Raw genomic sequence first — 19,030 nt, forward strand, 5'->3', positions numbered from 1 at the left:
AAAGGCGCCATGAGCCAAGCCAGTACGCCGAACTCCGATTGGACGCCCGACCAGCCGGTGCTGGAATGCGAAGGGCTGTGCATCAGCTACTTCACCCGTGCCGGCGAGATTCCCGCGGTGCTCGATTTCGACCTGAAGGTGATGCAGGGGCAGTCTGTGGGCCTGGTCGGGGAGTCCGGTTGCGGCAAGTCGACAGTTGCCATGGCGGTGATGTGCTATCTCGGGCGCAACGGCGGCATCGTCGGCGGCACTGTCCGCTACAAGGGGCGCGACATGGCGAGCCTCTCCGCCGAGGAGCTGCGCCACCTGCGCGGCGGCGAGATCGCCATGATCTATCAGGAGCCCATGGCGTCGCTGAACCCCTCCATGACCCTTGGCCGGCAGCTCATGGAGGTGCCGCTCAACCACGAAAGCGGCATCAGCGAGAAAGAGGCGCATGAGCGGGCCGCCCAGATGCTGGCGGACGTGAAGCTGCCCGACCCCGAGCGGGTGATGCGGGCCTATCCGCACCAGATCTCCGGCGGGCAGCAGCAGCGCGTGGTCATCGCCATGGCCCTGCTGTCCCAGCCGTCGCTGCTGTTGCTGGATGAGCCCACGACGGCGCTGGACGTCACTGTGGAGGCGGGCATCGTCGAGCTGATCGGCGAGATCGCCGAGCGCTTCAACACCTCCATGATTTACATCTCCCACAATCTGGGCCTGATCCTGGACACCTGCGATCGCATCAACGTGATGTACTCGGGCGTGGTGGTGGAGGAGGGCAGCGTCGAAGAGGTCTTCGACCGCATGCGCCATCCCTACACCCGCGGCCTGTTCAACTGCATACCCCTGCCGGGCGCGGACAAGAACGCGCGGCCGCTGATCCCCATCGTCGGGCAACTGCCGCTGCCGCACGAGCGGCCGCAGGGCTGCTACTTCGGGCCTCGCTGCGAGTTCTTCGAAGGCGGACGCTGCGACGCCGGACCGATCCCGATGGAAACCATCCCCGATCAGCCGGGCCATCGCACCCGCTGCCTGCGCTGGCAGGAAATCGATTGGGAGGCCAAGGCGCGCGGCAGCGACGCTGGTGAGGAGATCGACGAGGGCGAGGTGGTGCTGCGGGTCGATGGCTTGCGCAAGTACTACGAGGTGCGCGACAGCTCCATCGCCGCGCTGATCAGCGGCAAGCGGTTGCGCCACGTCAAGGCCAATGAGCGCATCACCTTCGACGCCCGGGAGGGGCAGACCGTCGCCATCGTGGGTGAGTCCGGCTGCGGCAAGTCGACCTTCGCCAAGGTGCTCATGGGCCTGGAGACCGCGACCGAGGGCACCATCGCGTTCCGCGACTCCGACCTGGCCGACAAGCCGATCGAAAAGCGTTCGGCGGCGGAAATAGCCTCCATGCAGATGGTCTTCCAGAACCCCTTCGATACGCTCAATCCCAGTCACACCATCGGCGGTCAGCTGGCGCGGGTGATCAAGAAGTTCGGTGTGGAGAAGGATCCAGCCAAGGTGCGCCAGCGGGTGCTGGAGCTGCTCGACCTGGTCAAGCTGCCGCGCGAGTTCGCCCGTCGGCGCCCGCGCCAGCTCTCCGGCGGCCAGAAGCAGCGCGTGGGCATCGCACGCGCCTTTGCCGGCAACCCCAAGATGGTGGTGGCCGACGAGCCGGTTTCGGCATTGGACGTTTCAGTGGCGGCGGCGGTGACCAGCCTGCTGACCGACATCCAGCGCAGCTATCGCACCACCCTGCTGTTCATCAGCCACGACCTCAGCCTGGTGCGCTACCTGGCCGACCGGGTGGTGGTCATGTACTTGGGGCACATCGTGGAGCAGGGGACGACCGACGAGGTCTTCTCGCCCCCCTATCACCCCTATACCGAAGCCCTGTTGTCGGCCGTGCCCATCGCCGACACTTCCATCGAGAAGAAGCGGATCATTCTGGAGGGCGCTCTGCCCTCGGTGCTCAATCCCCCCAAGGGCTGCCCCTTCAACACCCGCTGCCACCGCAAGATCGGCCGTATCTGCGAGACCGAGGTGCCGCCGATGGTGGAGACCGAGCCCGGCCACGTGATCGCCTGTCACATCCCGGAAGAGGAACTGCGGGCCATGGATCCGGTGATCGCCGAGAAGCGGCCGGCGGCCGAGTGACATGGATGCGGCGTGAGGGTCAGCCGCGATCCTCTGCCGGTTCAGCCTCTTCCGGGGCGTCCAGGTCGAAGGGCTCGGTGACCGAAATACCCATTTCCTCGTAGAACCGCCGCGCGCCGGGGTGGAGCGGTACGCCCAGACCGTCCAACGCCGTTTCCAGCCGGATCAGGCGGCCCTTGGGGTGGCCTTCGTCCAGCAGACGCCGATTGTTCGGGTGCCAGAGGGCCGCGGTGATGGCGTAGACCAGATCGTCGCTCAAGGCGCTGGTGGTGAGCCACTGGGCGCCGATCGACAGGCTGGTGATGGGGAAGGTTGAAGGATAGGCCCCGGGCGGGACGTTGGTCCGGGTGAAGAAGGGATAGCGCGTCTGCAGCGCCTGCGCCGGATCGCCGGTGATCGGCACCAGATTGATCGGGGCTTCCCGCGCCAGGTCCTGGATCGAGGGCGTCGGCACCCCGGCCACCATGAAGAAGCCGTCCAGTTCGCCGACCCGAAGCATGCCGGCGGCGATGTTGGCCGGCACGTAGTGAACCTCCAGATCGTCCGGTGCCAGGCCCCAGGCATCGAGAATGAGTTTCGCGTCCACCTGTGTGCCGGAGCCATCGGCGTCGATGGAGATGCGCCGGCCGCGCAGGTCCTCCACCGTGCGGATGTTGCTGCCGGCGCGCACGACGAGTTGCACCACCTCGGGATAGAGGTTGGCGATGGCGCGCAGCTCTTCTTGGGGCGCCTGCCCTTCGAAGGGGCCTTCGCCCTGGAAGGCCCAGTAGGCCACATCTGCCTGGCAGAAGGCGGTTTCCAGTCGACCCTCCGCAAGGCCGGCGACATTGTCCACCGAGCCGTGGGTGGTCTGCACCACCGCCACCAACCCCGGCACGCCGCAGGAGCCGCCGCGTTCGCATTCCCGGCTGCCGGGCGGACTGGATATGGCGCTGGCGAGCAGGCTGCCGATGGGAAAGTAGATGCCGGCGGTGGAGGCAGTGCCGATGCGCAGGAAGTTGGGGTCCTGTGCCTGCAGCGCCGGCGGCAGCAACGACAGGCCGCCGGCTGCGCTCAAGGCGGCGAGCAGATGGCGGCGGGTGAGGCCCTGGCGATCCATGGCGAGCGCGTTCCTTCTTGCAGCCTGCCCAGGATAGGCCGAGGAACGCAGCAAGGCCAAGGCGATCTCGCGGCCATTCTTTGGCAAGTTTGGCGGCGAGCGAGTGAGACAGAGGTTCGTGCGTTGCCAGCCGGGCCGTGACTCTGCCACTCTGGCGATAATCGCTGTTCTGTCTTTCCCCGGCCCATCCCAGCGGTCATCGGCCCAATCAGGAATCATCGCCCATGCAAACGCTGCTCACGGACCTGCTCGCCGTCGATCATCCCCTGCTGCTCGCCCCGATGGGAAACATTGCAGGCGGGAAACTCTGTGCCGCGGTCAGTGATGCCGGTGGGCTGGGCCTGCTTGGCGGTGGCTATGGCGATGCGCAGTGGCTCGCGCGCGAACTAGACCTGCTTGAGGGCAAGCGTTTCGGCGTCGGCTTCATCACCTGGAGCCTGGCGCGCCAGCCCGAACTGTTGGACCTGGCTTTGGAGCGCAGGCCTGAGGCGGTGATGTTCTCCTTCGGCGACGCCTCGGCCTTCGTGGCCAAGGCTGCGGCAAGCGGCGCCAAAACGATCTGCCAGGTGCAGAGCCTTGCCGCGGCGCGCCAGGCCAGGGATTGGGGTGCCGACATCATCGTCGCCCAGGGCACTGAGGCCGGCGGGCACGGTGGCGCGCGCTCCACCTTCACGCTGGTGCCCGCCGTGGTCGATGCGGTGGCGCCGCTGCCGGTGGTGGCGGCTGGCGGGGTGGCGGATGGCCGCGGTCTGGCCGCGGCCCTGATGCTGGGCGCCGCCGGGGTCCTGATCGGCACGCGCTTCTTCGCCTCCGACGAGGCCCTGGCCGCCGAAGGGATCAAGCAGCGCCTTCTGACGGCCGCCGGCGACGAGACCCAGCGCACCCGGGTCTTCGATCTGGTGCGCGGTTATCCCTGGCCCGATCACTTCACCGGCCGGGCGGTTGCCAACAACTTCCTGGAGCGCTGGCACGGGCGAGAGGCGGCGCTGTCCGCTGGCCTGGAGGCGGAGCAGGCGCGCTACTTCGAGGCGGCGGCGCGGGGTGACGGCGACACGGCTGTGGTCTTCGGCGGCGAGTGCGTCGATCTGATCGCCGAGCAGAAGCCGGCGGCGCAGATCGTGGCGGAAATCGTCAGTGAGGCGCAGGCCCGGTTGTCGTGCTTTTGAGTGCTGCGCTTCACCTCGAGAAACTGCAAAGTAAACATCAGCTAAAATCGCTTTTCCGCAAGGCGTTGGCGGGACGATTGTGAGCCGGGATCAGTTCAAGGGACAGGCAATGAGCCAAGAGTCTTCCGCCACCGACACCAGCGCCATGCTGACGCCGCGCTATGCCGAAATCGCGACCTTCCTGCGCGCGCCCCTGGCCGGGGACTGGAGCGCGGTGGACATCGGCCTTTTCGGCATTCCCTACGACGGCGGCATCACCAACCGCGCCGGGGCCCGCCACGGCCCGCGCGCCATCCGCGATGCCTCCTCAATGATGCGCATGATCCACCATGTGACGCGCTTCAACCCTTACGAGGTCTGTCGCGTGGCTGATCTCGGGGACGTGCGCTTCCGGTCGGTCTACGACCACGAGACGGTCATGGAGGACATTGCGGCCTTCGCCGGCCTGGCCCACCAAGCGGGGGTGCGGCCCCTTGCGGTCGGCGGCGATCACAGCGTCACCCTCGGTTTGCTACGGGCCGCAGCCGAGCGGCACGGCCCGCTCGGCCTGGTGCACGTGGACGCGCACACCGACACCTGGGACCAGTTCCACGGCTCCAAGTTCATGCACGCCACGCCCTTCCGCCGCGCGGTCGAGGAGGGGCTGATCGACCCGAAGCGCAGCATCCAGATCGGCATCCGTGGCGCCCAGAATTCACCGGAAGGCTGGGACTATTCCCGCGAGCAGGGCATGCGCGTTATGTTCATCGAGGAGGCACAGGACCTGGGCCCGGCCGCCGTGGCGGCCGAGGCGCGCCGGGTTGTGGGTGAGGGCAAGGTCTATCTCAGTTTCGACATCGACGGCCTCGACCCCGTCTATGCCCCCGGCACCGGCACCCCGGAAGCCGGCGGCCTCTCCATCCATGAGGCCCAGCGCTTCCTGCGCGCCCTCGACGGCCTCGACTTCATCGGCGCCGACCTGGTGGAGGTGGCCCCGCCCTTCGACGTCGGCGACCTCACCTCCCTGACCGCCGCCACACTGATCTACGAAATCCTGTGCATCATGGCTGGGAGGTATGCGCAATGAAGCTGGTTGTTCCCGCAAGAGAAGGACGCGCGGTCGAGGTGGCTCGTGGTCAACGCCTGCGTCTGACAACACCGAAGGGCGCGCAGGCCGCGGACTTCTTTGCCTTCAGCGCAAGAGACCGTGGCGAGTGGCTCTCCGCCAATCACACCTGGGTTTGGACTCGTAACGTGAAGCCCCGCCAGGGCGATACGTTGCAGTCGCGATTCCGGCGCCCCATGATCTACTTCGAAGAAGATGGGGCGGACGGCGTCCATGACATGATGATCGCTGCTTGCGACCAGTTCCGATACGAGCAGCTCGGGCACGAGGGACCGCACCCGAACTGTGCGGACAATATGCACACTGCCCTGCGTCGTGTGGGGCACAGCGTCGACGTCGTGCCTCAGCCCATCAACTTTTTCACCAACACACGGGTGACCCAGCAAGGCGGCTTCGAATCGCCGCCCAACACTGTTGTTCCTGGCGGTTACGTTGTGTTACGGGCGGAGATGGACCTGATCGCTGTAATTTCGGCTTGCCCTTACGACTTGCAGATAGCCGATTGGCCAATCAACTCCGGCGCACACGGCCCCAGCGAGATCATTGTCGAGGTCGAGTGAGGACCGAGCGGGGCGCCCGCCCGCTGCTGTTCCTGTTGATGCTGTCGCCAGTCGATAGGCGTCCTCAAAAGTGCTCCCGGATCAGTTGAATGAGGGCTGTGGCGCTGGGCGGCATGGCGTATCCACGTTTGGTCAGAACGTAGAAGGGGACGCGCCATTTGATCTGCTCGGGCGCCACTCGTTCAAGCTCACCGGAGGTGACCCAAGGCGCGGCGAAGGCCAAGGGCAGGAGCCCGAGAAAACGTCCTGTCAGAATGAGTTCCAACTCGCGTTCCACATCGGACACGGTCGCCCGTGGCGTTGTGCCTGGTAGAAGCCGGGGCCCCCGACGCATCCAGTGCGCCCGCCCGATGAGAGCATGTTTGCGAATCTCTTCCAGAGTCGGCCCGGGCGACGCCCAATCGAATAGTGGGTGACCCCGTCCGCAGTAGAGTCCGTTCTCCTCTTCATGAAGGGCTTCATAGTTGAGGCCGGGCAGCTTCTGCGGTGCGGATGTCAGGGCCAGATGCAAGGTGCCCTGGAGCACCTTCTGTGCCAGATCGACCGGGTTTCCCGTTACCGAAGTCACATGCACCTCGTTCGGCATTGCCAGGAACTCGCGTAGCGCCAGTTCCAGCGGGGCATTAGGGTCGTGCAGTATGTTGTCGAGAACGCCAAGGCGCACTTCTCCTGCCAGGCGGCCTTTCAAGGCGGTGGCCTCGGAGCAGAAGTCTTCGACGCTGCGCAGCAGGCGCCTTCCAGCCTCGTAGGCGACTTGCCCTTGAGGTGTGAGCCGAAAGCCGCTGCGTCCACGGCGGCAGAGACGGTAGCCGAGTTGATTCTCAAGTTTGGACATCTTGGCGCTGATGGTTGAGGCATTCATGCCCAGGGCTGCTTGGGCTGCACTGAAACCATTGCTTTCCACCACCTGGAGGAAAATGCGGATCAGGCCGAGGTCTATATCGAGAAGTTGCTTCATGCCTTGCGGTTCTTTGGCAGGGCGGCGCGCAGCAGATGGAGCAACCGCCGTTCGGCAAGTGATTCGGCAAAAGCCCGTCGCGCGATCAGATAGACAGGATACGGGTGGCTGTATCGGTTCGGCAGCAAGGGGCGCAACTCCTGCGACAGATCGCTTCGCTGCGCGATATGGATGGGCAGAAAGCCAATGTATCGACCTGAGCGTATGAGCGTGAGCTGGGCTTCAATATCGTACACTGTTGCCCCAGATTGCTCCCGGCCGAGGAGGCCAAGGTCTTGCTCGAGCCAGTAGCTGCGGCACACCAGCGCCTGCTGATCGAGCATACGCGGTGAAAGCTTTCGATCCGGGAAATCGAAGAGAGGGTGGCGCTTGGAACAGTAGAGGGATGCCTGTTCCCAATAGAGCATGTGTTTGCGCAACGTGGGCGAGGGATGGGGCAGGATAGTAATAGCCAGATGAAGCGTTCCATTCTCCACCTTCTCCACGAGCACCGCTGGAGAAGCGGTCTCGAGGTGGGGATGGAGCTCCGGGGCCCCCTCCAGCAAGTCCCCCAGCAACTCGTGAGGGTTCAGGGAAGCACCGCCGGCGGCCTGGCTCTGGAGTCCCAAAAAGAGTTCACCGACCAGGTGTCCTTCAGCCGCCGCCGCCTCCGACCGGAACTGCTCTATGGCGGAGAAGAGCTTGCGTGCGCTCTCATAGAGTTTCAGGCCTTCCTGGGTGAGACGAAAGCCGACGCGACCGCGCTGACAGAGGCGATAGCCCAGCCGATCCTCAAGGGCCTTCAGGTGTGTGCTGATGGTCGACTGACCCAGTCCCAACGCCTGCTCAGCGGCTGAGAATCCGTTGCATTCCGCCAGGACCATAAATATCCGGATGAGCCGCAGATCGCTGTTTGAGAGGCTGCGCACGCCAGAATCACATATCGATATTTGAGGGAGTAACCATCGATTATTTCGTATTTTGCGTAAACGAAAGCCTCCTTAGCGTCAATGAGTGCCATCAGATAGCGGTTCAAGGCCGCCGCGAGAGCAGGGAGTAGAAAGAATGCAAAGGCGCAAGTTTCTGACAGGAGCGACCACAGCCGGTGTCGTTGCCGCTTCGAGCGCAGTGGGTGTTCGCGCCTCGGCGGCGCAGGATACGGTCCGGTGGCGCATGCAGCGCTACTATGGAACTGAAACCGACCATATTCATGCTCCGCTGGCGGATGACATCCGAGCAGCCAGCGGCGAGCGCATGGAACTGACACACTTTCGCGGCGGGGAACTGGCGCCGAACGATCAGATCCTTGAATCCCTATCAATGGGGATGCTGGAGATGGCCCAGGGCTTTGGCGCCTACTGGCCGGGCAGGCTGGACCTGGGCAACATCGAGGCCGGCTTGCCGATGGCTTGGTCGAACATCTCGGAGGCCTATCACCTCTGGTATGGTTTGGGCCTGGAAGAGCTTCTGCGTGAAGCCTATGCGGAGCAGGGTGTTCACTACATCTGCCCCATGTTCGGCGGGCCCTATGACCTGCTGACCAAAGAACCGATCAGCAGCCTGGAAGATCTGAAAGGCATGCGTATTCGCGCGACCTCGACGATCTCGGCAGTGCTAGAGCAGTTCGATATCCCCACCGTCTATGCGCCGCCTGAAGAGCTATACCTGGGTCTGAACACCGGTTCGCTCGACGGTGTCATCTACGGTGGCGCACATGACTACAAGCTGCTGAAGCTCGATGAGGTGGCCATCCACTACACTGAACTGTCCTTGCTGCAGCCCGGCTATGCCGATGGCATGCTTGTCAACATGCGTGCCTGGGAATCGCTCGCTCCGGATCTCCAGAAGATCGTGGAACTGGCAACCAAGGAGATGGCGGCGCAGCAGCATTACTGGAACAATACCGAAGCCCAGGCCGCGTTGCAGGATGGTGGTTTCCAGGTTCAGTCATTGCCACAGGATGACGTTATGGCATTGACCGAGGCGGCGCAGCAGGTCTGGGAAGACGAGGCCGAGAAGTCCGAGCGCAATGCCAAAGCCGTCGAGATGATCCGCACAATCGCACGGGGAGCCGGTCGTCTGTGATCTTACTGCTCCGTCGTTGGATCGCTATTCAACGCCAGATCAGCGAAGGCCTGGGCCGACTGGTCTCCTGGGCCTGTCTCGTGATGATCGCTGTGATCCTGTACGAGGTGTCGATGCGGTATCTGTTCATGCGCCCAACCGATTGGGCGCATGAACTTTCCACCATGCTCTACGGCGGATTCTGCCTTCTGGCCGGGGTTTATACTCAGAAGCACAACGCCCACGTTCGCTGTGAGGTCTTTTACCAGATCATGCCGCCGCGCATGAAGGCGGCGGTGGACTGTCTGACCGGGCTGGCGATTCTCGGTGCGCTCCTGATCTTTTTTGTACTTTCCTGGGATTTTGCGGCCCGTTCTTGGGCCATAGGCGAGTTCTCGTCTCGCAGCACCTGGCAACCGCCTGTCTATCCTCTCAAATCCATCATCCCTCTCACGGTAGGCCTGATGTTCCTGCAGCGTTTGGCCGATTGGGTGACCGATCTGCTCGTACTGTTCAAAATTCAAGAGCCCGAAGAGGCCGCTGCCGCATGATGCCCCTCGATCCGCTGACGGTTACGGCCGGCATGTTCCTGTCCATGCTGGTCCTACTTCTGCTGGGTACGCCGCTCACTTGGTCGCTGACAGTGGTGGGGGTGGCCTCGGCCTACTGGCTATGGGGCAGCAATGCCCTCGAGATGTTGGTGGTCAGCACCTACGGTGTGATGGACACCTATGTGCTGGTTGCCTTGCCATTGTTCATCTTCATGGGCCTGGTGCTGCAACGCTCCGGCATCACTGATGCGCTGTTCGATATGGTGCATAAGCTCATGGGTGGTGTGCACGGCGGACTGGGTATCGGCACGGTCGTTATCTGTGCACTCATCGCCGCCATGGCTGGCGTGTCAGGGGCGGCAACCGTCAGTCTTGGTGTGATTGCCCTGCCGGCAATGCTCAAGCGAGGTTATGACAAGCGCTTGGCAACGGGCACGATCATGGCGGGCGGCGCGCTGGGTTTTCTCATTCCGCCCAGCGTGGTGATGATCGTCTATGCTTTCCTGGCGCGTGAATCCGTCGGGCAGCTCTTTGCCGCCGGCCTTGTGCCGGGACTGATGCTGGCTGCGATATACAGCGTCTACATTGCGGTGCGCTGTCGCCTCAATCCCGAGTTGGGTCCGGCTATCGCAGCGGAGGAACGGGTCAACGCCCTGGGCAAGATCAAGGCGCTCAAAGCCCTGATCCTGCCCGGCGGACTGATCACCTTGGTGCTCGGCCTGATCATCGGTGGCGTGACCTCGCCAACCGAGGCGTCGGCTGTGGGCGCCGGCGGTGCGCTCTTGTGCGCCTTCGTGCATCGCAACTTGACGTGGGATGTGCTGCGCTACGCTTTGCTGGAAACCACCAAGATTATGGGCATGATGATGTGGGTCATGCTCGCCGCAGTCTTTTTCAGCAAGATCTACATTGGACTTGGCGCCGGCGCGCTGGTTGCCAATCTGGTGGCTGAAACGGGGCTCAGCCCCATGATGATTCTGCTGGTAATGCTGGCGAGCTACTTCGTTTTGGGCATGTTCCTGGACGACTTTGCCATCATCTTCATCACCATCCCGCTTTATATACCGGTCATCACAGCCTTGGGTTTCGACCCGGTGTGGTTCGCTGTGCTCTTCATTCTGAGCATGCAGTCCGCCTATCTCACACCGCCCTTCGGCTATAACCTGTTCTACATGCGCGCAGTGGCGCCGCCGAGCGTCACGACGAACGATCTCTATCGCGCTGCGCTGCCTTTCATTGCGCTACAACTCATCGGCCTTGCCCTGGTCGTGAGCTTCCCCGGGATCGCGCTCTGGCTGCCCCGTGCGATATTCAACTGATCTGCAGAAGTGGCCTAAGCCCCAACCGAATGCAACTTTCTCGATCACTTTAAAAGATAGATCGGATCGCTGGCGCCACCGCCCTAGCGCACAACCCCCGCCTCGCGAAACCCTGCCACGGCTTCCGCGTCGAGGCCTAGGATTTCCCCCAGTACCTCCTCCGTGTGCTCGCCCAGGTCGGGTGGGGCGATTGCTGGGCGGATTGGGGTGCCGCTGAGTTTCAGGGGGGAGCCGGGCAGGGGCAGGGGGCCGAGGCCGGCCTTGTCGGCCACCTGGCGCAGGCCGCGGGCCAGCACTTCCGGCGCCTCGAAGACCTCCGAGACGCTGCGCACCGTGCCGGCGGGAATGCCGGCGGCGCGCAGGCGCTGTAGGCAGTCGGCGGTGTCGAACTGCTGGAAGGCCTCGTTGAGGGCCGGGATCAGGCTTTGGCGGTTCAGAACCCGGGCGCGGTTGGTGGCATAGCGCGGATCATCGGCCAGTTCCGGGCGCTCGATCACCACCTCGCAGAGCTTGCGGAACTGCGCATCGTTGCCCACGGCCAGCGCGATCTCCCCGTCGCTGGTGGGAAAGAGCTGATAGGGCACGACGGTGGCGTGGGCGTTGCCGTAGCGCTTGGGCTCGCGGCCGGTGCCGAGGTGGCCGCTGGCGACGTTGGCCAGTGCCGCCACGGCGGAATCCAGCAGCGAGATGTCGATGTGCTGCCCCTCGCCGGTGCGGCCGCGGGCAATGAGGGCGGCGAGAATCGCCTGGGTCGCGTTCATGCCCGAAAGCAGGTCGCAGATCGCCACGCCCAGCTTCATGGGCTGGCCATCCGCCTCGCCGGTGATGGCCATCAGGCCGCTTTCCGCCTGGATCACGAAGTCATAGCCGGGTTCGGCCGCGCGCGGGCTTTCCCGGCCGTAGCCGGAGATCGAGCAGTAGACCAGGCGCGGGTTGACCGCGCGCAGGCTCTCCCAATCGAGGCCGTAGCGGGCCAGCGCGCCGAGGCGGAAGTTCTCCACCACCACGTCGGCCTCTGCGGCCAGGCGGCGGACCAGTTCGGCGCCTTCGGGCTTGGCGATGTCGATGGCCAGGCTCTTCTTGCTGCGATTGCAGCAGAGGAAGTAGGTGGAGAGTTCGCCGATCTCCGGCGGCCGCCAGCTCCGGGTGTCGTCGCCGCGTTCGGGATGCTCCACCTTCCAGACCTCGGCGCCGAGATCGGCCAGGGTCTGGGTGCACCAGGGCCCGGCCAGGATGCGCGAGAGGTCGAGGACCTTGATGCCGTCCAGCGCGCCGCTCATGACCGCAGCAGCCGCTTCGCCTTGTGCACCGCCCGGGGCAGGCTGCCGGCTTCGACCACCTCGACGGCGGCGCGTACGGTGAGATGGTCGCGGATGCGCGCTGCCAGATGGGCGCCGAAGTCCTGCGGCGCGTCCGGCTGGGCCTCCACCGTGAGCTTGAGGCCGGTGAGGAAGCCGGTGGCCGGGTCCTTCAGGCTGTCGTCGACGATGATGCGGTACTCGCCCGTGGCGCCGGGGTGGGAGCGAATGACGTCCTCGATGGCAGTGGGAAAGACATTGACCCCGCGCACGATCAGCATGTCGTCGGCCCGGCTCAGCACCCCGCCCGGCAGGCGGGCATGGGTGCGCCCGTCCGGGGCCGGGCGGCTGTCGCGCACCACGATGTCTCCGGTCCACCAGCGCAAGAGCGGGCCTGCCTGCTTGTCCAGGTGGCTGACCACCAGCACGCCGCGCTCGCCGTCGGGCACCGGCTCCATCGTTTCGGGATCGAGGATTTCGGCGTAGATGAAATCCTCGGCCAGCGTCGGCCCGCTCTGCGCCGCCGTGTCCCAGCCGATGGGCTGGCTTTCCAGGCTGCCGTAGCAGTCGAAGGTCTTGGCGCCCCAGGCCTCCTCCAGGCGCGCGCGGGTCGCCGGGATGCTGGCGCCGGGCTCGCCGCCCAGGCAGAGCATGCGCACCGGGGACTGGCGCAGGTCGTGGCCCATTTCCGTCGCCACCTCCACCAGGTGGGCGAGGAAGGAGGGCGTGCCGATCACCGCCGTGGTGCCGAAGCGGAAGATCGATTCCACCTGGCGCTTGCTGTCGCCGCTGCCGCCGGGGATCACCGTGGCGCCAACGGCCGTGGCCGCCGCGGTGGCGCCCAGGCCGCCGACGAACCAGGCGTAGCTGAAGAGGCACTGGAAGACGTCCGTGCGGCGCAGCCCTTGCGCATAGAGGTAGCGGGCGTAGAGGTCCGTCCAGCGGTCCAGGTCATGGGCGGTCCAGCAGGCCGGGGTGGGCTGCGAGGTGGTGCCAGAGGAAAAATGCACCCGCACCACTTCGGCTGGGTCCACGGCCAGCAGTTCGCCCCAGGGCGGGGCGGTTTCCAGGCCCTGGAGGTAGTCCTGCTTGCGGGTGACCGGCAGCTTGCGCAGGTCGTCGAGCGAGCGCAGGTCACCGGGCGCAAAACCGATCTCCCGGAAGCGGCGGGCATAGAAGGGGCTGTCGGTCGCAAGCCGGGCCACCTGGGCCTGCAGCCGCTCGAGCTGATGGGCCTCGATGCGCTCGCGCGGCCAGAGTTCGGCCGCGTCCCAGACCGTTTCGGAATGGGGGCGGGGGGCGTCGGTCATGGCAGCGGCTCTCCCTTGCGCAGGCCCTTGACCACGAAATCCGCGATCATGCGGGCAATGATCTCAATATCTTCCGAGCTTTCACCGCGACGGGGTTGATACCACACGGTGAGCCAGTTGAGTGCCCCCAGAACCGGCTTGGTTGCCAGGCGCGGTGGCTGCACCGCGAAGTCGCCCTCGCGCATGCCCTCGCTCAGCACCTCGGCGAAGAGCTGCTCATAGTCATCGCGCAGTCGCACGATGGCCTGAAGGGTGTGCTGGTGCCGGGCGGTGGCGCCGCGCAGCAGGTGGCGTTCCAGCTTGCCCACCGCCACCTTCTGCTCCGGGCTGCGCGTCATCAGCATGCGCGCATGGGCCATGGCCATGGCGTGGAGCCGTTCGGCCGCTGTGCCCGGTCCTTCCAGCAGCGGCGCGACCGTGGCGATGAGCGTCTCCATGGCGCCCTGATGGATGCCCAGGAAGAGGTCGGCCTTGCTGGGGAAGTAGTGATAGACCCGCCCCTTGGTGGCGCCGAGGCGCTCGGCCACATGGTCCAAGGAAGTGGCGGCGTAGCCGTACTCCATGAAGACCTCGGCCGCGGCCTCGAGGATCTCCCGGCGCGAGGACTCGGGGTCGCGTCCATGGCTTCGGCTGCCGGCACGCGACTCGCTTTTGCGTTTCGCCGAGTTCATGGCAGGCGCAACGCGCTTCCCGTTCCGGACTTCGGCCACGAGGCTGCAGCGGCCGGCGTCACCCTTTGGCCTCCACCTCGCTGCGGATGGCGCGGCCCAGCACCAAGCGCTGAATCTCCGAGGTGCCCTCGTAGATCTCCAGGATGCGCTGGTCGCGGTAGAGGCGCTCCACCTTGGAAGGCTTGCAGTAGCCGTCACCGGCCCAGACCTGCATCGCCACGTCGGCGGCCTTGTGCGCCACCTCGGAGCAGAAGAGCTTCGCCTGGGCGCCGATCACCTGCACGTCCTCGCCGCGGTCGTAGGCCTCGGCGGCGCGGTAGAGCAGCAGGCGTGCGGCGGTGATCTGGGTGGCGACGTCGGCCAGGGGAAAGGCGATGCCCTGGTTGTCGATGATCGCCTTGCCGAAGGTCTGCCGGCTGACGGCCCGGGCTGCGGCTTCGCGGAAGGCGCCGATCGCGAGACCCAGGGACTGCGCCGAGACCATGATGCGGCCGACGTTGAGGGTCTTCAGCGCCAGGCGCAGGGCCCGGCCGCGCTCGCCCACCTGGGCGTTTTGTGGCACCAGGGTGTCGAGGCGCAGGTTGGAGGTCTGGGTGCCGCGGATGCCCATCTTGTCGGAGAGGTGGTCGACGCTGACGCCCTCGGCTTCCTTGTCCACCATGAAGGCGGTGATGCCGCGCCCGCCGGCCTCAGGGTCGGTCTTCACGAAGGCCACGTAGTAGCGCGAGGCACCGCCGTTGCCGATCCAGAACTTCTCGCCGCGCAGGCGCCAGCCCTCGCCTTCCTCGACGCCGGTGGTGGCCATGGCCGCCGGGTCCGAGCCGGCGGTGCGCTCGCTCAGCGCAAAGCTGGTGGCGGTGCCTTCGGCCATGGCGCGGAGGTAGAGATCCTTCTGCTCCGGCGTGCCGGCGAGCAGCAGCGGGAAGGCTCCGAGCTGGTAGGCGCAGAGGATGGCGGCGGTGGAGGCGCAGTCTTCCGCGATGCGCTCGACCACCGACACGGTTGCGGTGAGGCTGGCGCCCTGGCCGCCATGCTCCCGGGGCAGGAACAATCCGGCCAGCCCGCTGTCCACCAGGCGCGGGATCGTCTCCCAGGGGTAGCGCTGCTCGCGATCCAGCTCCTCAGCCAGGGGGGCGCAGTGCTCCCGGCTGAGGTCATCGGCCACTGCACGCCACTTCTGTGCCTCGGCATTGAGCTCCGGTTCCCAGATTACCGCCATGGGGGCGTCTCCCGCGTCAGGATTGTGTCTCGGGACGATTAGGAATTCCTACCCACAGGTATGTCAAGCATTCTGTCTCTTGGGACGGTTTGTGATTTCTAATATATTGAAATTACATATATAAAATGGATTGTGAAGGCAGGATCACTTTTGCTGTTGCGAAACATCCCAATGGGTATGTAGCCTTCTCCGCAACAGGCACGGCCGACAAGCGGGAGGGCCAGGTGACAGAGGCGGCATTCGAAGGTCCTGGACCGGACGTCCGGTTTCGGGAGTTCCTGGCGGCAGGGGAACTGCAGCTGCAGCACTGCACGGCCTGCTCCGCCGTGACGGCCCAGATGGTTGTGCTCTGCCCGGGCTGCGGCGCGCCGGACCTGACCTGGCGCCGTGCCAGCGGGCGGGGCACGGTCTACTCGGTGACCGTGGTTCGCAGCGGCCCGGGGCGTGACGCCCCCTACTGCGTGGCCTTGGTCGACCTGGAGGAGGGCGCGCGGGTGATGAGCCGGGTCGAGGGCGTGGCGCCCGACGCGGTGTGCATCGGCATGGCGGTCGTCGCCGAGGTGGTGCAGCCGGCCGAAGGCGAAGCCCATCACATCTTCCGACCTGCGGGGGTGCAGGCATGAGCGCGCCCACGAGCACAGGCGAGAGCGGACGCCACCTCCGCGGCAAGGTGGCCGTCGCCGGCATCGGCAACACCAAGCGCTGGGATGCACCGGGGCGCAGCGCCTTCGACCAACTGGGCGAGGCGGTGCATCTGGCGCTGGGCGACGCCGGGCTGCGCAAGCAGGATGTGGACGGCCTTTTCTGCACGCTTTCGGTGAGTGGTTTTCCGCTGCTGAACGTCGCCGAGCGGCTGGGCCTGCGGCCGCGCTACTTCGACGGCTCCATGGTCGGCGGCTCCTCCTTCTTCGGGCATGTGCGCTCGGCACTGCTGGCCATCGAGGCCGGGCTCTGCTCCGTGGCCTTGATCTGCTACGGCAGCAATCAGCGCAGTGCCGGCGGCAAGCTGGTCTCGCTGCCCGACCCGCAGCCGGCGGAAGCCCCTTACAAGCCGCTCTATCCCATCAGCTCCTACGCCCTGGCGGCGGCGCGCCACATGCATGAGTACGGCACAACGCGCGAGCAGCTGGCCGAGGTGGCCCTGGCGGCGCGGGCCTGGGCTCAGCGCAACCCCGCGGCCTTCAAGCGCGAGCCCTTGACCCGCGAGGAGGTGCTGGCCTCGCGCCCGGTCAGCGATCCGCTCACCCGTGCCGACTGCTGCCTGGTGACCGATGGCGGTGGGGCCCTGATCCTGGTCTCCGCGGAGCGTGCCAAGGACCTGCCGGCACCGCCGGTCTATCTGCTGGGGGTCGGCGCGGCGCTCAGCCACCGGCAGATCGCCAACATGCCCGATCTCACGACGACCTGTGCGGTGGACTCGGGGCAGCAGGCCTATGCCATGGCCGGGCTGGGGCCGAAGGACATCCCCATGGCCCAGCTCTATGACGCCTTCACCATCAACACGCTGCTCTTCCTCGAGGACCTGGGCTTTTGCCCCAAGGGCGAGGGCGGGCGCTTCGTCGAGGAGGGGGGTATCGCGCCGGGCGGGCGCCTGGCGGTCAACACCAATGGCGGCGGCCTCTCCTGCAATCATCCAGGCATGTATGGCCTCTTCCCGATGATCGAGGCGGTGGAGCAGCTGCGCGGCCAGGCGGGCGAGCGCCAGGTGATGGACGTGGAGGTCGCGCTGGCGCATGGCAACGGCGGTGTGCTGTCCTCGCAGGCGACGGCGATCTTCGGCACAGCCGCCGCGCTATAACCGAGACGTAAGGAGATTCCATCGATGGGCATGCTCGACGGCAAGGTGGCATTGGTGACCGGTGCCGGGCAGGGGGTCGGCCGGGCGCTGGCCATGGGGCTGGCGCAGGCCGGTGCTGCCGTGGTGGTCAACGACATCGGCGTCAGCCTGACCGGTGCCAGCGAGAACGAGGGCGCGGCTGCGGCCGTGGTGGCCGAGATCGAGGCGGCCGGCGGCAAGGCCCTGGCGAACAGCGACAGCGTTGCCGAGCCCGAGGGTGCGGCGCGGCTCGTGGCCGCGGCACGCGACACCTTCGGCCGGCTCGACCTGGTGGTGAACAATGCCGGCATCCTGCGCGACCGCATCTTCCACAAGATGACCCAGGAAGACTGGACATCGGTCATCGCGGTTCACCTCAACGGCTCCTTCAATGTGTCGAGCGCCGCCGCGCCAATCTTCCGCGAGCAGGGCAGCGGCAGCTACGTGCACATGACCTCCACCTCCGGGCTGATCGGCAACTTCGGTCAGGCCAATTACATGGCGGCGAAGATGGGCATCGTCGGCCTGTCGCGCGGTATCGCCATGGACATGCAGCGCTTCGGCGTGCGGTCCAACTGCATTGCGCCCTTCGCCTGGAGCCGGATGATCTCCTCCATCCCGACCGAGACGGAAGCCGACAAGGTGCGCGTCGAGAAGCTCAAGCGCATGACGCCGGAGAAGATCGCGCCGCTGGTGGTCTTCCTCGGCTCCGATGCGGCCAAGGAGGTGAGCGGGCAGATCTTCGCGGTGCGCAACAACGAGATCTTCCTGATGAGCCAGCCGCGGCCGCTGCGTGTGATTCACCGCGGCGAGGGCTGGACCCCGGAAGGGGTGGCCGAAATGCTGCCCGGCGCCATCGGGCCCTCGCTTGTGCCATTGGAGCGCTCGGCCGAAGTCTTCACCTGGGATCCGGTCTGAGCCATGGCCATCGACCGCGATCACCTCCTCGCCCTGGACATTCCCGAGGTTCGGCAGAGCTACGGGCCGGACCAGGCGATCCTCTATGCGCTGGGCTGCGGCGCCGGGCTGGACCCGCTGGACGAGGCCGATCTGCCCTTCGTCTACGAGGAAGGGGGCTTCGCCGTGCTGCCGTCCTTCGGCACGGTGCTCGGCCATCCCGGCTTCTGGGCCCGCGATCTGGACAGTGGCATCGACTGGGTGCGGGTGGTGCACGGGGAGCAGGGCTTGCGCCTGCATCGTCCGCTGCCGGCCAGCGGCGAGGTGCGCGGCAAGAGCCGCGTGGTCGAGGTGATCGACAAGGGCGAGGGCCGTGGTGCGCTGGTCTATGTGGAGCGGCGCCTGACCGATCCCGCCGGCGACCTGCTGGCCACGGCGACCCAGACCCTTTTCTGTCGCGGCGATGGCGGCTTCGGCGGTCCCAGCGTGACTGCGGCCAAGCCCGCGCCGCTCCCGGAGCGTGCGCCCGATGAAACGGTTGCCTTGGCCACCTCCCCCCAGTCCGCCTTGATCTATCGCCTTTCCGGCGACCGGAACCCGCTGCACGCTGATCCCGCCGTGGCGCGCAAGGCGGGCTTCGAGAAGCCGATCCTGCATGGCCTGGCGACCTTCGGCATCGTCTGCCGCGCGCTGGTGCGCAGCCTCTGCCCGGAGCGTCCGCAGGCGCTTTCGGCCATGAATGGACGCTTTTCGAAACCGGTCTATCCGGGAGAGACCATCGAGACCGACATCTGGCGGCTCGACGAGGCGGGCACATACGCTTTCCGGGCCCGGGTCGGGGAGCGGGTGGTGCTGGACAACGGCCGTGCGGCCGTGGCGACAGGAGACTAG

Annotated in this window: 18 protein-coding genes; 11 read left to right on the forward strand and 7 right to left on the reverse strand. The window is 65.9% G+C overall.

Annotated features, from left to right (window positions below; all coding sequences use genetic code 11):
* Positions 1 to 9 precede the first annotated feature (9 nt).
* Positions 10 to 2,127 (forward strand): dipeptide ABC transporter ATP-binding protein, encoded by a 2,118-nt coding sequence (locus ABZ720_RS04325; RefSeq protein WP_366554173.1) that lies wholly within the window; start codon positions 10 to 12, stop codon positions 2,125 to 2,127.
* Positions 2,128 to 2,146: 19 nt separating this feature from the next.
* Here ABZ720_RS04325 and ABZ720_RS04330 read toward each other — a convergent pair whose 3' ends face one another.
* Positions 2,147 to 3,226: a TAXI family TRAP transporter solute-binding subunit gene (locus ABZ720_RS04330; RefSeq protein ID WP_366554175.1), complete on the reverse strand. Its 1,080-nt coding sequence runs from the start codon at positions 3,224 to 3,226 to the stop codon at positions 2,147 to 2,149.
* Positions 3,227 to 3,450: 224 nt separating this feature from the next.
* Between ABZ720_RS04330 and ABZ720_RS04335 the strand changes: the two genes are divergently transcribed.
* The 3 genes from ABZ720_RS04335 to ABZ720_RS04345 all read left to right on the forward strand — a co-directional run bounded on the left by ABZ720_RS04335 (position 3,451) and on the right by ABZ720_RS04345 (position 6,057).
* Positions 3,451 to 4,392 (forward strand): NAD(P)H-dependent flavin oxidoreductase, encoded by a 942-nt coding sequence (locus tag ABZ720_RS04335; protein WP_366554177.1) that lies wholly within the window; start codon positions 3,451 to 3,453, stop codon positions 4,390 to 4,392.
* Between the two features lie 109 nt (positions 4,393 to 4,501).
* Positions 4,502 to 5,458, forward strand: coding sequence for an agmatinase (gene speB, locus ABZ720_RS04340; protein WP_366554179.1), 957 nt, complete (start codon positions 4,502 to 4,504; stop codon positions 5,456 to 5,458).
* The gene (locus ABZ720_RS04345) at positions 5,455 to 6,057 is read left to right on the forward strand and encodes a DUF1989 domain-containing protein (protein ID WP_366554181.1); all 603 of its coding nucleotides are present in this window, start codon (positions 5,455 to 5,457) and stop codon (positions 6,055 to 6,057) included. The genes speB and ABZ720_RS04345 overlap by 4 nt, the downstream gene beginning before the upstream one ends.
* 64 nt (positions 6,058 to 6,121) lie before the next feature.
* Here ABZ720_RS04345 and ABZ720_RS04350 read toward each other — a convergent pair whose 3' ends face one another.
* The gene (locus ABZ720_RS04350; RefSeq protein ID WP_366554183.1) at positions 6,122 to 7,015 is read right to left on the reverse strand and encodes a LysR family transcriptional regulator; all 894 of its coding nucleotides are present in this window, start codon (positions 7,013 to 7,015) and stop codon (positions 6,122 to 6,124) included.
* Positions 7,012 to 7,878, reverse strand: coding sequence for a LysR family transcriptional regulator (locus tag ABZ720_RS04355; RefSeq protein ID WP_366554430.1), 867 nt, complete (start codon positions 7,876 to 7,878; stop codon positions 7,012 to 7,014). The genes ABZ720_RS04350 and ABZ720_RS04355 overlap by 4 nt, the downstream gene beginning before the upstream one ends.
* Before the next feature lie 181 nt (positions 7,879 to 8,059).
* Here ABZ720_RS04355 and dctP point away from each other — a divergent pair, with 181 nt between their 5' ends.
* The 3 genes from dctP to ABZ720_RS04370 are packed head-to-tail and all read left to right on the forward strand — an operon-like array spanning position 8,060 to position 10,928.
* Complete coding sequence (dctP, locus tag ABZ720_RS04360) at positions 8,060 to 9,079, forward strand: TRAP transporter substrate-binding protein DctP (RefSeq protein WP_366554185.1); 1,020 nt, start codon at positions 8,060 to 8,062, stop codon at positions 9,077 to 9,079.
* Positions 9,076 to 9,609 (forward strand): TRAP transporter small permease subunit, encoded by a 534-nt coding sequence (locus tag ABZ720_RS04365; protein ID WP_366554187.1) that lies wholly within the window; start codon positions 9,076 to 9,078, stop codon positions 9,607 to 9,609. The genes dctP and ABZ720_RS04365 overlap by 4 nt, the downstream gene beginning before the upstream one ends.
* Positions 9,606 to 10,928 (forward strand): TRAP transporter large permease, encoded by a 1,323-nt coding sequence (locus ABZ720_RS04370; protein WP_366554189.1) that lies wholly within the window; start codon positions 9,606 to 9,608, stop codon positions 10,926 to 10,928. The genes ABZ720_RS04365 and ABZ720_RS04370 overlap by 4 nt, the downstream gene beginning before the upstream one ends.
* Positions 10,929 to 11,011: 83 nt before the next feature.
* Here ABZ720_RS04370 and ABZ720_RS04375 read toward each other — a convergent pair whose 3' ends face one another.
* The 4 genes from ABZ720_RS04375 to ABZ720_RS04390 are packed head-to-tail and all read right to left on the reverse strand — an operon-like array spanning position 11,012 to position 15,426.
* The gene (locus tag ABZ720_RS04375; protein ID WP_366554191.1) at positions 11,012 to 12,208 is read right to left on the reverse strand and encodes a CaiB/BaiF CoA transferase family protein; all 1,197 of its coding nucleotides are present in this window, start codon (positions 12,206 to 12,208) and stop codon (positions 11,012 to 11,014) included.
* Complete coding sequence (locus ABZ720_RS04380) at positions 12,205 to 13,536, reverse strand: phenylacetate--CoA ligase family protein (RefSeq protein ID WP_366554193.1); 1,332 nt, start codon at positions 13,534 to 13,536, stop codon at positions 12,205 to 12,207. Before ABZ720_RS04380 ends, ABZ720_RS04375 begins: the two co-directional genes overlap by 4 nt.
* On the reverse strand, positions 13,533 to 14,207 hold the full coding sequence (locus ABZ720_RS04385; protein WP_366554195.1) for a TetR-type transcription factor C-terminal domain-containing protein: 675 nt from the start codon (positions 14,205 to 14,207) through the stop codon (positions 13,533 to 13,535). Before ABZ720_RS04385 ends, ABZ720_RS04380 begins: the two co-directional genes overlap by 4 nt.
* A gap of 58 nt (positions 14,208 to 14,265) precedes the next feature.
* Entirely contained in the window at positions 14,266 to 15,426 is a 1,161-nt protein-coding gene (locus ABZ720_RS04390; RefSeq protein WP_366554197.1) for an acyl-CoA dehydrogenase family protein, read from the reverse strand.
* A gap of 224 nt (positions 15,427 to 15,650) precedes the next feature.
* Between ABZ720_RS04390 and ABZ720_RS04395 the strand changes: the two genes are divergently transcribed.
* From ABZ720_RS04395 to ABZ720_RS04410, 4 genes are read left to right on the forward strand one after another with little or no spacing between them, the layout of a single operon-like run.
* Positions 15,651 to 16,049, forward strand: coding sequence for a Zn-ribbon domain-containing OB-fold protein (locus tag ABZ720_RS04395; protein WP_366554199.1), 399 nt, complete (start codon positions 15,651 to 15,653; stop codon positions 16,047 to 16,049).
* Positions 16,046 to 17,224 (forward strand): thiolase family protein, encoded by a 1,179-nt coding sequence (locus ABZ720_RS04400; protein WP_366554201.1) that lies wholly within the window; start codon positions 16,046 to 16,048, stop codon positions 17,222 to 17,224. The genes ABZ720_RS04395 and ABZ720_RS04400 overlap by 4 nt, the downstream gene beginning before the upstream one ends.
* 24 nt (positions 17,225 to 17,248) lie before the next feature.
* Positions 17,249 to 18,160: an SDR family NAD(P)-dependent oxidoreductase gene (locus ABZ720_RS04405; protein ID WP_366554203.1), complete on the forward strand. Its 912-nt coding sequence runs from the start codon at positions 17,249 to 17,251 to the stop codon at positions 18,158 to 18,160.
* A gap of 3 nt (positions 18,161 to 18,163) precedes the next feature.
* Positions 18,164 to 19,030 carry a MaoC/PaaZ C-terminal domain-containing protein gene (locus tag ABZ720_RS04410; protein WP_366554206.1) on the forward strand — a complete coding sequence of 289 codons (867 nt, stop codon included), beginning with the start codon at positions 18,164 to 18,166 and terminating at the stop codon, positions 19,028 to 19,030.

This window comes from Aquibaculum sediminis (assembly GCF_040712085.1).
In the GTDB taxonomy this organism is placed as follows: domain Bacteria; phylum Pseudomonadota; class Alphaproteobacteria; order Kiloniellales; family DSM-21159; genus Aquibaculum; species Aquibaculum sediminis.